This window comes from Streptomyces sp. NBC_01320 (assembly GCF_035974375.1).
GTDB lineage: Bacteria > Actinomycetota > Actinomycetes > Streptomycetales > Streptomycetaceae > Streptomyces > Streptomyces yanii.
In genome coordinates this window covers 6,303,804-6,316,849 of the sequence record NZ_CP108390.1, presented here as the reverse complement: position 1 = coordinate 6,316,849, position 13,046 = coordinate 6,303,804, and the positions used below count along the sequence as shown (strand labels likewise).

Sequence of the window (13,046 nt, the reverse complement as noted above, 5' to 3'; positions counted from 1 at the left end):
ATCTCGCAGGGAGCCGTACGCATGGACACCGACCCCACCTCCACCGTGGACGCCGGCACCTACGACGTACTGCGGCGCCGCCTCACCGCACAGGCCACCGAGCTCACCCACCGCGCCGAAGCACTCAACACCCGTCGCACCGAGGAGTTCGGTTCGACGCGCCTCCGTCTCCTGGCCACCGAGCGGATCCATACCGAGCGCGCCTCCGTGCCCCGCGATCTCGTCGCCGTGGGCGGGCAGTTGCTGTTCGGTTTCGAGCGAGGACCGGGCGCACGCGGCGACGCCGAGGTCGGGGACGTACTCACCCTCCACGGACCCGATCTGTCACCGGGCCGGGACGCTCTCCTCGCCGACGAAGCCTTCGTACGCGAATTCACCACCCTGCACCGCTACTACCGTGACGCCCGCCTGCTCCGTCTCCGCCGCGTCGACGGGCGACTCCTCGCCGTGTTCCGTACCGGCGAGACCGCCGACGGCATCCGCGTACTGCGCTGGGCACTCGCCCCGGACGGTTCCCCCGGCGCGTTCCTCGACGCGCGCGGCGACCGCGACCACGTCTTCCCGCCCTCGCACGACTTCACCTGGACCGTGGCGGGCCGCGAGTCGCACATCCCCGGGCGCCACCCGCACATCGCGATCGGCGGCAGCGGCGCGCTCTTCGTAGACACCCTCGGCGGCACCCTGACCGTCAAGACGGCCGACGACACCGACACACCGGACGGGATCTACGAGGAGCCGGTCACCGAACCCCTCCAGTCCCTCGCCGACGCCGACGTCGAGTACGCCGAGGTCGGCCCCCTGACCCTGCTGCGGATCCGCCCGTACAACGAGGATGCCTGGCGCCACCTGGTCTTCAACACGCTGCTCTCCACCGTGCAGCGCCTCGACGCCATCGGGCCCGCCTGCCACCGGCTGCCGGAGGACCAGGGGATCATCTTCCCCGGCGGCACGTACCTCACCACCGGCGCCGCCAAGACCTTCGACCTCGCCGAGCCGCTCGCCGACCCGGTGTTCGAGGGGGCCGTCCGCTCTCCCAACGGCGAGGACGTCCTCTACGTCTTCCGCTCCCGGGACGGCGGCCGCGGCCTGCTCCTCCCCTACAACCTGATCCGCCAGGAGGTCGCCACCCCGCTGCTCTGCCGCGGCCACGCGCTGCTCGACGACGGCACCCTCGTCCTCCTCAAGGACACCGCGTCGGCCGAGCCGGCCCGTGTGCACGCGGTGCAGCGCTGGCAGACCCCGTACGTCTCCGACACCCATGCCGCCTCCCGCCCGGCCGGGACGGGGCCGCTCGCCCGGGTCGGCAACGCCGATCTGGTACACGGCATCTCCGACTGTCTCGCGCTGGCGACCAGCGCGACGCGGACCACGCCGACGACGGCCGTGTACGCCCGGCTGGTCGCCGACTGCATCCGTACCACCGACCGCTACCACTGGCTCACCGACCCCGACCTCGGCTCGCTCAGTGGCCCGTTGACCGCTCTCCACGACACCGCGCAGCAGGTCCTCGCCGAGTTCGAGACGGTGCAGGAGCTGACCCGGCAGGCCGCCGAGGCACTCACCGACGCGGCGGACAACCTCACCGCGCTCGTCCGCCGCATCCGCGGTGAAGCCCCGCGCTCGGCCGCCGCCTGGGTCTCCCAGCTCACCGAACTGCGCCGCGCGCACGGCCGCTTGGCGACGCTCGGCGAGATGCGGTACGCGGACACCGACCGGATCACCGAGCTGACGGCGGCCACCGCCGCCGATCTCACCTCCGCCGCCCAGCGCGCGGTCACGTTCCTGAGCCGGGACGACGCGTTCACGGGCTACCACCACGACATCGAGCAGCTCACCGCCGACGCGTCCGCGCTCGCCACCGTCGCCGACGCGACCGCGCTCGGCGACCGGCTGACCGAGATGACGGACGGGCTCGCGACGGTCACCGATGTCGTCGCCGGGCTCGACATCGGGGACGCGACCGTCCGCACATCGATCCTGGAACGGATCGCCGAGGTCCTCGGCGGTGTGAACCGGGCCCGGGCCACGCTCGACGCGCGCCGTCGCGAGCTCCTCGATCACGAGGGGCGGGCGGAGTTCGCCGCCGAGTTCGCCCTGCTCGGGCAGGCGGTCACGGGTGCGCTGGCCGTCACGGACTCCCCCGACGCGTGCGACGAACAACTGGCCCGGCTCCTGCTTCAGCTGGAGAACCTGGAGTCCCGGTTCGCCGAGTACGACGGATTCCTCGCCGAGCTGGCCGAGCGGCGGACCGAGGTGTACGAGGCGTTCTCGGCCCGTAAGCAGACGCTGCAGGATGACCGCGCCCGCCGCGCCGAACGGCTGGCGGACTCGGCGGCCCGGGTCCTGGAGACCGTCTCGCGGCGGCTGTCCGCCCTCCCGGACCTGGACGCCGTCCACACGTACTTCGCCTCCGACCCGATGGTCGCCAAGGTCCGGCGCACGGCGGAAGAACTGCGCGGGCTCGGCGACCCGGTGCGGGCCGAGGAGCTCGACGGACGGCTGAAGGCGGCCCGCCAGGAGGCGGGGCGGGCCCTGCGTGACCGCAGCGAGCTGTACGCGGACGGCGGGGCGACGATCCGGCTCGGCCGGCACCGGTTCGCCGTGAACACCCAGCCGTTCGACCTGACGCTCGTGCCCTCCGGGGACCGGCTCGCGTTCGCCGTCACCGGAACCGACTACCGGGCTCCGGTCACCGACCCGGCGTTCGAGGCGACCCGCCCGTACTGGGACCAGCTGCTGCCCTCGGAGTCCCCGTCCGTCTACCGCGCCGAACACCTCGCAGCCCGCCTCCTGGACGAGCACGGCGCGGATGCGCTGGCCGCCCGCGAACCGGCCGAACTCACCCTTCTCGTCAGGGAGTCGGCTGCGGCCGCGTACGACGAGGGATATCAGCGCGGCGTCCACGACGAGGACGCCGCGGCCATCCTGACCACACTGCTGCGGCTGCACGCCGGCGCCGGTCTGCTGCGTGTCCCGCCCTCGGTACGAGCGGCGGCGCAGCTCTTCTGGACGCACGACACGGACGACGCCCTCCGCGCCTCCTGGACGCGCCGGGCCGCCTCTCTCGCCCGGGCCCGCGAGACCTTCGGTCCGGCGCCCGCGATCACCACACTCCAGGAGGAATGGGCAGCCAGGATCGGGACCGATGACGCGCATGCCGTCGCCGCGTACCTCTTCGAGGAGCTGACCTCGGGCCCCGCCGGGTTCGTCACGAGCGCGACCGCCCGCACCTTCCTGGACAAGTTCCGCCGCACAACCGGAACGTCGGCGTACGACGAGGATCTGGACGCCCTCCGCGACGACCTCCCCGCCCGCCGCCAGCTCGTCGAGGGCTGGCTGACCTCGTACGCCTCCGCGAGCGGAACGGACCTCCCGAGCGGTGATCTCGCCGAGGCGGTCGCCGTCGAACTCTGTCCGGAGCGGGAGCTCACCCGCTACGACTGCGAGGCACCGCTCACGGCGACCGTGGACGGTCTGCTGGGCACCCATCCACGCATCGACCGTGGCCACCTGACCGTCCGTCTCGATGACCTCCTCGACCGCACGCAGCAGTTCCGTGCGCATACCGTCCCGGGCTTCCGTGCCTACCAGCGAACCCGCACCGCCCTCGTCACCGCCGAACGCGCCCGGCTGCGGATCGACGACCACCGACCGCGCGTGATGTCCGCATTCGTCCGCAATCAGCTCCTCGACGAGGTGTACCTGCCGCTGATCGGCGACAGCCTCGCCAAGCAGCTCGGCACGGCCGACGCCGACCGGCGCACCGACTCGCAGGGCCTCCTGCTGCTCGTCTCGCCGCCCGGCTACGGCAAGACGACACTCTTGGAGTACGTCGCCGACCGGCTCGGCCTGGTACTCGTCAAGATCAGCGGCCCGTCGCTCGGCCGCGACGTGACCTCCTTCGACCCCGCGCAGGCACGCAGCGCGACCGCCCGCCGGGAGATCGAAAAGATCAACTTCGCACTGGAGGCGGGCAACAACACACTCCTCTACCTGGACGACATTCAGCACACGTCACCCGAACTGCTCCAGAAGTTCATCCCCCTCTGTGACGCCACCCGCCGTATCGAGGGCGTCCGGGACGGCGAACCGCGCAGCTACGACCTGCGGGGCAAGCGGTTCGCGGTGTGCATGGCGGGCAACCCGTACACCGAGTCCGGCGAACAGTTCCGGATCCCGGACATGCTCGCGAACCGCGCCGACGTGTGGAACCTGGGCGAGGTGCTGAGTGGCCGCGACGACGTCTTCGCGCTGAGCTTCATCGAGAACGCGTTGACCGCCAACCCGGTGCTGGCCCCCCTCGCCGGCCGCTCCCGCGAGGACCTCGCGCTGCTCGTCCGCCTGGCCTCCGCAACGGACCCTTCCGCCAGCTCTCGCATGCTTCCGAGCGGGGGAGAACCCCTCGCCCATGCGGACCATTTCGACCACCCGTACACCCCCGCCGAGCTGGACAGGATCACCGCGGTCCTGCGCCACCTCGTGGCCGCCCGCGACACCGTTCTCGCCGTGAACGCCGCGTACATCGCCTCGGCCGCGCAGACCGACGCGACGCGCACCGAGCCGCCCTTCCGGCTGCAGGGCTCGTACCGCAACATGAACAAGATCGCCGAGCGGATCGTGCCCGTGATGAACGACGCCGAACTGGCCGCCGTCATCGACGACCACTACGCGGGCGAGGCCCAGACACTCACCACGGGCGCCGAGTCCAACCTGCTGAAACTGGCCGCCCTGCGCGGCACCCTCACCGCCGAACAGGCGGACCGATGGGCGGCGATCACCGCCTCGTACGTACGCACCCAGGCACTCGGCGGCCCGGACGGCACCCCTTCCCAGAACCCTCGACCCCATCCGAGCAGCACAGACACCGCCTCGCGTGCGGTCGCAGCACTGGGCCTGCTCTCCGACCGGATCGCAGCGGTCGAGGCCGCCATCGTCCGCGCATCGGACCCACGTCACCTGCTCGCGGGCCCGGAGCGGTCCGCCCGGCACGCGGCTCCACGCACCCCGACGACACACGAAGATCACTGACCGGCCGGAATGAGTCGAACACCGGGAGGTGTACAAGGCATGCTGGGATTCGTGTCCACACTTCCCCAGCAGCCCCAACGCTCCCCCCTCAGCGCCCACATGATCATCTGTGGCGACGACGCACTGGCCCGGCGGCTGGCGGTGGAGCTGCGGTACGTCTACGGGGAGCGGGTCACACTCCTTCTCCCGCCGGGGCGCGATCCGCGCAGGCCTGAGCTGCCCCTGACTCAACGCGGCCGAGCGGCAACGCTGTTCGGCCGGATGTCGGCGGCGATGAACCGCAACCTGGGCAACGGCGGCAACGGGACCACCGGAAGCTCCGGAAACTCCGGAAACTCCGACAACGACACCAACGGCGGCGTCGAGGCGGTTCGCATCCTGGAGGCTGCGGAGCCGTCCGACGAGGCCTTCGAGGAAGCGGGTGTGGACACCGCCGCCGCACTCGCACTCGTCTACGACGACGACGAGCGCAACATCCGCGCCGCGCTGACCGCCCGTCGCCTCAACCCCCGCGTCCGGCTGGTCATCCGGCTCTACAACCGCAAGCTCGGGCAGTACCTGGAGACCCTTCTCGACCAGGCCGCCGCGGTCGCCGTCCCCGGACTCGACCCGACGGCGCTGGACGCGTCCACCACCGTCCTCTCCGACGCCGACACCGCCGCCCCGGCACTCGCCGCGACCGCGCTCACCGGTTCCAGCAAGGTCGTCCAGGCGGAGGGCCTGCTCCTGCGGGCCGTCGAACGCACCCCGCCCCGGCAGGGCGAGGTCGCCGACCCCGGACTCTGCACGCTCGCCCTGCTCTCCTCCACCACCCACGACCCGGCGGGCGCCGAAGGATCCGACAGCAGCGGCGCCGAAGGACCCCAACTCCTGCCCGACCAGGAGCAGGTGGCTGCGGCGACCGGGCGCGGCACGGTGGTCCTGGAAGCCATCCGCGAGGCCGCACCGGATGGTCCGAAGCTGCGCATGGGGGGCCGCAGCGCCCCACTGAGCCAGATCTTCTCGCGCCGTCTGCGCTGGTCGGCGCTGGGGGTCGGCTCGGCGGTCCTGGCCCTCGCCGTCGCCTCCACCCTCACCACAGGCGACCACCCCCTGCACGCCGCGTACCTGACCCTGCTCGACCTCTTCGGGATGGGTGACCCGGCGATCGGCGACCCCACCGCGCGGCAAATCATCCAACTGCTGTCCGGAATAGCCGGCCTGATGCTGCTGCCGCTGCTGGTGGCGGGCGTCCTCGAAGCGTTCGGCTCCCTGCGTACGGCGTCGTCCCTGCGCCGCCCGCCGCGCGGACTCTCCGGCCATGTGGTGCTGCTGGGGCTCGGCAAGATCGGCACGAGGGTGCTGGTCCGGCTCCGCGAGCTCGACATCCCCGTGGTGTGCGTGGAGGACGACCCGGATGCACGCGGGATCCCGGTGGCCCGGCGGCTGCACGTACCTGTCGTCCTCGGGGATGTCACCCAGGAGGGCGTCCTGGAAGCCGCGAAGATCCAGCGGTCCCGCGCCCTTCTCGCTCTGACCAGCATCGACACCACCAATCTGGAGGCGGCGCTCTACGCCCGCTCGGTCAAGCCCGATCTGCGGGTGGCGCTGCGCCTCTTCGACGACGAGTTCGCCACCGCCGTCTACCGCACCCTGCGCACCGCCCACCCGCAGGCCCTGACCCGCTCCCGGTCCGTCTCCCATCTGGCTGCCCCGTCCTTCGCCGTCGCGATGATGGGACGGCAGATCCTGGGCGCGATCCCGGTCGAGCGGAAGGTGATGCTGTTCGCCGCGATCGAGGTGGCGGGCCACCCGCAGTTGGAGGGTCGGACGGTCGAGCAGGCGTTCCGGGCGGGGGCATGGAGAGTGCTGGCCCTGGACACGACCCCGCACGAGGACCGCCACCCCGGCCTGACGACCGTCGCACCCGCCTCCCCGGACCGCCCGTCGGGCCTGATCTGGAACCTGCACCCGGGGTACGTGCTGCGCGCCGAGGACCGCGTGGTGATCGCGGCGACCCGGCGCGGACTCGCGGAACTCCTTCGTAGACGACGGGCAGTGACACCGCGTTAGAGGCTGGCGGGCTACCTTCGATCGGGAAGCGGGCGGGGCCCGGTGTACCCCGCACTTTCACGAGGTGCGTTGTCCGAGGCGTGACCGGACGAGAGAGGAGTGCGCCTGATCTGCTTCGCCACCAGGAGAAGGCGTCGGGTGAACCCGCCAGACGCGGGCCGGGGGGACATTGGCCCAGACGGTGCGTCCGACCGCCCTGCCGCGCTGCCGGTACCCGGCGAGCACGGTCTCGACGGCTCGGTGACGGGCCGCTTCGCCCGCAGAGGCGACGAGCCTGCGGGCCGGGGCGGTACCCACGTACGCGAAGTACGTCAACGATCCGCCAGGACGCAGCAGTTCGATGTATCTGTCCATGAGTGAAGTCACCGTGTCCGGGACGAAATTGGTGAAGGGCAGGCCGGAGACGATGACGTCGTAGGACTGCCCTGTGTTCAGGTACTCGATCCTCGTTTCGTGGATCCTGACCCGGACACCGCCCTCGCTCCGCACTGCCGCGAACGCCTCGCCGGGGTGGTCGTCCGGAACCTTCGTATGCGTCGTGCGGCAGTCCCGCGTCCGCGCGTGCCCCGCGTGTTCCTCCCGGCCCGGTCGGTATTCACGGACGACATTCCGCAGGACGGCGGCGAAGCGCGGGTTCGCCTCGACCACGTCCAGAGTGCTTCCCGGGACGAGCAGCGACAGCAGACAGCGGGTGACGGGGCCGGTTCCTGCGCCCACCTCCAGTACATCCAGGGGTTGTCCGGCCCGCTCGGTGACCGGTGCGGCGAGGGCGGCGGCGAGTCGGCGGCTGCTGGGTGCGACCGCGCCGGTGATACGGAAGCCACGCGCGGCCTCGGTGACGAAGAGCCGGGTGTCGGTGAAACGGGGCCATGAAGTCATGCCAGTGACGCTAGGTAGCGGGCGCCCTTCGGGAATCGGCCGTTGTGTTCGGGTGAACCGGTACGGACGTCGTCACCGAGGCGTACGCGACCCCGACGAAAGTAGGGGGTGGCAGCGACCCAAGACCGATGGGCCCCGACCCCCACAACTACCTACAATCGGTCGGTGGAACACAAATACCCCCACAGGGGTCCGGTGTGGACGGAGTGGTTGCTGGCCGGCGGGGTGCTGCTACTCGTCGCGCAGGGGCTGGCCAAAGCCCGCTTCGAGATGCAACTGCTCTCCGTAGGACCGATTTTGGCTGTCGTCGCCGCGCTCGCGCTGCCGCTTCGCTGGCGCAGTCCGCTCGCTGTGGTCCTTCTCGCCGGGGCGGCGCTGGGTGCGCAGGGCGCGTACGAACCCATGACGGTGATGGTTTTCCACCTGGCGGCACAGGGCCGGGTGCGGGTGGCGGTGGCAGCGGGTGTGATCACCGGTGCGCTTCCCTGGGTGTGTGCGCCGCCGCTCAGCGGAGGCATGACGCCGGCGTACGGCGCCGGGCTGCTGTTCGCTTTGGCGTTGACGGCCGGGTTGTGGTGGCACAGCCGTCGGCGGCTCATCGATTCGCTGAGCGAACAGGTCGAACTCCGTGCCGAGCAGGCCAGGTTGGCGGAGCGGGCCCGGATCGCGGCCGAGATGCACGATGTGCTGGCCCATCGGCTGAGCCTGTTGGCGCTGCACACCGGGGTACTCGCACTGCGCGCGGAATCGCTGCCGCCGCAGATCGGTGAGCGGATCACACTGCTGCGCGCCACCTCGTCACAGGCGTTGGCCGATCTGCGTGACGTGCTGGGCGCCTTGCGTGCGGAGGACGATGCGGCGCGGGAGGACGGGAGGGATCCCGTGCAGAGAAAGGTGCCTGCTCCTGCGTTACGGAACCTGTCCGAACTCCTCGACGAGGTAAGGACCATCGGTCAGGATGTCGTGGCCGAACTGACGGGAGAACCCGGTGCCGCACCCGCGACTCACCTCCTCGCGGTGCACCGGCTCGTTCAGGAAGGTCTCACCAACGCCCGTAAACACGCACCGGGCACGGCGGTGCGACTGCGGGTGCACTACGGCGCACCGGCCACGGAGGTGGAGTTGGTCAACTCGCCGCCGGCAGTGACCGCTTCACGGGCCGATGGAGGCGCCGGCCGGGGCTTCGGCCTGATCGGGCTCGCCGAACGGGTGGCCGGGCTGCACGGCTCTCTCGCCCACGGTCCGGAGCCGGATGGGGGATGGCGGCTCGCGGCCCGCCTCCCCATGAGTGCCCCGGACGGTGAGCCGACCCGAAGAGCCTTCGAGGAAAACGGCGCGACCCGCACGGCCGGACCTGTCGGCAGACGAGCGGGCAGAACCGTCGGCAAAGGCGTGGCCAAGGCCACGTGCAAGGGTGTGGTGAAGAGGATCGGGAAGCGGGCCGTTAATCGGATCGGGCAGACATGAGCGAGGCTCGGATCATCAGCACGATGGTGGTGGACGACGACGCGTTGGTCCGATTGGCCCTGACCGACCTACTGGCGACCGACGCGGGCATCGAGGTCGTCGCCCAGGCGCCGGACGGCCTCCAGGCCGTGGAGGAGGCTGCCGCCCATCGGGTGGACGTCGCCCTGATGGATGTGCGGATGCCGAGGCTGGACGGCATCGCGGCCATCGCGCGACTGCGGACACTGCCGCATGCCCCTCGCATCATCACTCTGACCACCTTCGACCTGGACGAGTATGTGTACGAGGCCTTGGCAGCGGGCGCCGACGGGTTTCTGCTCAAGGACTCGGACCCTGCGGAGATCCTGCGGGCCGTACATGTCGTGGCCGCCGGTTCGGCGATGCTGCATCCGTCCGCCGCACGTCGGCTGATCGACCGCTACCATCGCGGCGCCCGGCCGGGGGCCTCGGCTGTGCGCGGACGGGTGGGCCGGCTGACACCACGCGAGCGCGATGTCCTGGCATTGCTCGCGGAGGGGGCAACCAACTCCGAGATCGCCGGGGGGCTGCGGATGAGCGAGAGTACGGTGAAAGCCCATGTCAGTCGCATCCTGACGACACTGGGAGTCGGAAATCGCGTCCAGGCGGCACTGGCCGCCCGGGACGCCGGTCTGACGCCTGACGCGTGAATCGTGAGGTTCGCCGCGTTGCGTGGCGAAGCGAACCGAGTGACGTGTCGACGGTCGTCAGCTCCTGCAGGCCGTCTCCATGGCGCCGACGCCGCACAACGTCTCGTACATCTCGTACGCCCCCAACCATGTGCGGGTGTTCCGTAACGGCGCGTACGAGCAGGTCGGTGGGTACGATGCCACGCGCACGGTGCTGGACGACCAGGACTTGATGTGCCGTCTCTTCCAGGTGGGTGACTTCCACCTGATCCCGCGCTGCCTGTATCTGCAGCGGCAGCACCCTCACAACACCCAGCGCGACACCGAAGTCAACGCGCACATCCAGCGCGAGACGGTCGCCCTGTACGACAAATACGTTGAGGCCAACGCACTCGCCTGGACCAAGCGGCGCGGACTCCTCGCGCTGGACCTCGGCGCCGCGCACCGCAAGCCGCCCGGCTACCTGGGAGTGGACCAGCGTCCGAGGGACGGCGTCGACATCGTCGCGACGCTGCCCGGGCCGCTGGACTTCCCTGACGACTCGGTCGGCCTGCTCCGGGCTGTGGACTTCCTGGAGCACGTGCCTGCGAAGATTCCGCTGATCAACGAGCTGTACCGCCTGCTGGCACCGGGTGGCATGCTCCTTTCCCGGACTCCCAGCTCGACGGCCGGGGCGCCTACCAGGACCCGACGCACGTCGCCTATTACAACGAGAACTCGTTCTGGTAATACACCGACGACCAGTACCGCGCCTTCGTACCGGAAATCCGGGCCCGCTTCCAGCGTTCACGGTTGGTCACCTACTTCCCGACCGACTGGCACTCCAGGAACAACATCTCTTACGTGCAGGCCAATCTGATCGCGATGAAGGACGGCGCCGAGCGGTGCGGCGGTCTCCTGCTGGTGTGATGCCTTCCACCACCAGGAGCGTGGACGGCCTGCCGTGCGGCGGAGGCCGGCGCAGCCGGCCTCCGCTCGTGGATGACGGGAGTGAGGCGCGGCCGTCGGACGACAGGACCGGCTGGCCCAGGCCGAGGTGGACACGGGCCGGTCCTTCACCGACGCCTGCCGGCCTCGACCCGACCCGGCTGCCCCGACCCGGCTGCCCCGACCTGGCCCGGATCCGCTACAGCACGCCCCCCATCACCCCCCGCACCTCCGCCAGCGTGGCCTCGGCGACGGCATTGGCTCGCTCGTTGCCGGCCCGCAGGACCGACCGTACGTACGCCATGTCCTGCGCGTACTCCGCCCGCCGTGCACGCACCGGCGCCAGCCGCTCGTTGACGGCGTCCGTCACGGTCCGCTTGAGCACGGCGCCACCGCCGTCTCCGATCTCCTCGGCGACCTCGTACGGGTCGCGGTCGAGGCAGAGCGCGGCAAGAAGTACGAGCCCCGACACTTCGGGCCGGGTCTCCGGTTCGTACGTGATGTGCCGGTCGGTGTCCGTCTTCGCCCCGCGGATCAGCCGGGCGGTCTCATCGGCGGTGGCGCCGAGCGCGATCGAGTTGCCCCGGCTCTTGCTCATCTTGCCGCCGTCGGTGCCGAGCAGGAGGGGCGCGGCGGAGAGCAGGGCGTCCGGCTCCGGGAAGACCGTCCCGTACCGCTCGTTGAAGCGGCGGGCGACGCTCCGGGTCACTTCGAGGTGCGGCAGCTGGTCCTGTCCGACAGGGACGAGGTTGCCCTTGCAGAACAGGATGTCGGCGGCCTGATGCACGGGATACGTGAACATCAGCCCGCTGACGGCGGACTGCCGGGAGTGCGCGATCTCGTCCTTGACCGTGGGATTACGGTTCAGCTCGGCAACGGAGACGAGGCTGAGGAACGGCAGCATCAGCTGGTTCAGCGCGGGCACGGCGCTGTGGTTGAAGATCGTGGTGCGGGCCGGGTCGATGCCGATGGCCAGGTAGTCCAGCAGCATCCCCTCCATGTGCTCGGTGAGCCGGTCGGCGACGTCCCGGTCGGTGAGCACCTGATAGTCGGCGATGATCACGAAGACGTCCACGCCGAGGTCCTGGAGCCGGACGCGGTTGTGAAGGGTCCCGAAGTAGTGCCCGAGGTGCAGCGCCCCGGTGGGCCGGTCTCCGGTCATCACCCGGAACCGCCCGGGATCCTGCTGGATCTGCTGCTCCAGCTCGGCACTGCGGCGCTGGGCGGGGGTGGTGACGGGTGCGGCGGCGGCGGCAGTGGCAGCGGTGGTCATGGTCTCTCCTCGCGGGTGCTGGTTGCGTGGAGGACGGCCCGCCCGGAGCGGCATCCTTACCCGTACGAGGGCAGAGAAGAGGGCCGTCCATTTCGAACGGCCCTGGTTCCGTGCAGATGAGGCGGCCGCTCCTAAGTGGAGCGCCACCAGTTTCGGCACGGTACGGAGGTCATGCGCCGAGTGTAACGCGGTCGAACTCCGCCCACCCGGCTTTGGCGGGCCGTACCGCTTCAGTCGCAGCGCGAACCCCTCCCTGTGGGCGCAGGTCAATACACCTGGGCGGCATACGGTTGGTGATCGTGCGGTGCCGCCGGGCGGTGGCCAGTACCCGCTCCGGGACCCGGGGCCCCGCTGGGCATGCCGGGCAACAGGGCTGTCTTCTCCCGGGCTCACCGCCCCGCATGTCGCGAGGGGAACCGTCGAATCCCGAGCCCACGGCGGTGGGGGTTCCTGCCGCAATCACGGCGAGGAGCCTCGCGGCCGTCGGCGTTCCGCCCGGCGGGCGGCTCACTTGTGAGCGTGCTCGCCCACGTAGAACAGCAGGTAGACGAAGCCCGCGAAGAGATGCGTGGCGAAGACGTAGACGAAGACGCGCAGCGCGACACCGCGCTCCTTCCAGCTCTCGCTCTCGCTCACGGGCCCTGCCTCCTTCGTGCCGGCGCGTTCCCGGCCTGTCTCCCCGTCCAGAGTACGCACCGCCGGGATCCCGCTCCGGGCGGCGGAATAGGGAGAAGGGGTGCCCCGTTGTAGGGTGTGAGAAAGTAGTTCAAGGT

At 70.7% G+C, this 13,046-nt stretch carries 8 protein-coding genes; 5 read left to right on the top strand and 3 right to left on the bottom strand.

Going from position 1 to position 13,046, the window contains the following annotated elements; translation table 11 throughout:
- Nucleotides 1-21: 21 nt before the first annotated feature.
- Nucleotides 22-5,028: a DNA repair ATPase gene (locus OG395_RS28695; protein ID WP_327245500.1), complete on the top strand. Its 5,007-nt coding sequence runs from the start codon at nt 22-24 to the stop codon at nt 5,026-5,028.
- A 39-nt stretch (nt 5,029-5,067) separates the two neighbouring features.
- A complete protein-coding gene (locus OG395_RS28690) occupies nt 5,068-7,080 on the top strand; it encodes an NAD-binding protein (RefSeq protein WP_327245499.1) in 2,013 nt (670 codons plus the stop codon).
- A 57-nt stretch (nt 7,081-7,137) separates the two neighbouring features.
- Here OG395_RS28690 and OG395_RS28685 read toward each other — a convergent pair whose 3' ends face one another.
- Nucleotides 7,138-7,959, bottom strand: a complete 822-nt coding sequence (locus OG395_RS28685) for a translation initiation factor IF-2 (RefSeq protein WP_327245498.1) — start codon at nt 7,957-7,959, stop codon at nt 7,138-7,140.
- Nucleotides 7,960-8,124: 165 nt separating this feature from the next.
- Between OG395_RS28685 and OG395_RS28680 the strand changes: the two genes are divergently transcribed.
- The 3 genes from OG395_RS28680 to OG395_RS28670 all read left to right on the top strand — a co-directional run bounded on the left by OG395_RS28680 (nt 8,125) and on the right by OG395_RS28670 (nt 10,932).
- On the top strand, nt 8,125-9,426 hold the full coding sequence (locus OG395_RS28680) for a sensor histidine kinase (protein ID WP_327245497.1): 1,302 nt from the start codon (nt 8,125-8,127) through the stop codon (nt 9,424-9,426).
- 11 nt (nt 9,427-9,437) lie between these two features.
- Nucleotides 9,438-10,094 carry a response regulator transcription factor gene (locus tag OG395_RS28675; RefSeq protein WP_327249490.1) on the top strand — a complete coding sequence of 219 codons (657 nt, stop codon included), beginning with the start codon at nt 9,438-9,440 and terminating at the stop codon, nt 10,092-10,094.
- Between the two features lie 79 nt (nt 10,095-10,173).
- Complete coding sequence (locus OG395_RS28670) at nt 10,174-10,932, top strand: class I SAM-dependent methyltransferase (protein ID WP_327245496.1); 759 nt, start codon at nt 10,174-10,176, stop codon at nt 10,930-10,932.
- A 267-nt stretch (nt 10,933-11,199) separates the two neighbouring features.
- Here the strand turns inward: OG395_RS28670 and trpS are convergent, their stop codons facing one another.
- Nucleotides 11,200-12,273, bottom strand: coding sequence for a tryptophan--tRNA ligase (trpS, locus tag OG395_RS28665; protein ID WP_327245495.1), 1,074 nt, complete (start codon nt 12,271-12,273; stop codon nt 11,200-11,202).
- A 507-nt stretch (nt 12,274-12,780) separates the two neighbouring features.
- Nucleotides 12,781-12,909 (bottom strand): DUF6126 family protein, encoded by a 129-nt coding sequence (locus tag OG395_RS28660; RefSeq protein ID WP_234432866.1) that lies wholly within the window; start codon nt 12,907-12,909, stop codon nt 12,781-12,783.
- Nucleotides 12,910-13,046 lie beyond the last annotated feature (137 nt).

What these genes read in the sequence shown, in the direction of transcription:
- OG395_RS28695 (WP_327245500.1), top strand. Translation starts at nt 22, where the DNA reads ATGGACACCGACCCCACCTCCACCGTGGACGCCGGCACCTACGACGTA.
- OG395_RS28690 (WP_327245499.1), top strand. Translation starts at nt 5,068, where the DNA reads ATGCTGGGATTCGTGTCCACACTTCCCCAGCAGCCCCAACGCTCCCCC.
- OG395_RS28685 (WP_327245498.1), bottom strand. Translation starts at nt 7,959, where the DNA reads ATGACTTCATGGCCCCGTTTCACCGACACCCGGCTCTTCGTCACCGAG.
- OG395_RS28670 (WP_327245496.1), top strand. Translation starts at nt 10,174, where the DNA reads ATGGCGCCGACGCCGCACAACGTCTCGTACATCTCGTACGCCCCCAAC.
- trpS (WP_327245495.1), bottom strand. Translation starts at nt 12,273, where the DNA reads ATGACCACCGCTGCCACTGCCGCCGCCGCCGCACCCGTCACCACCCCC.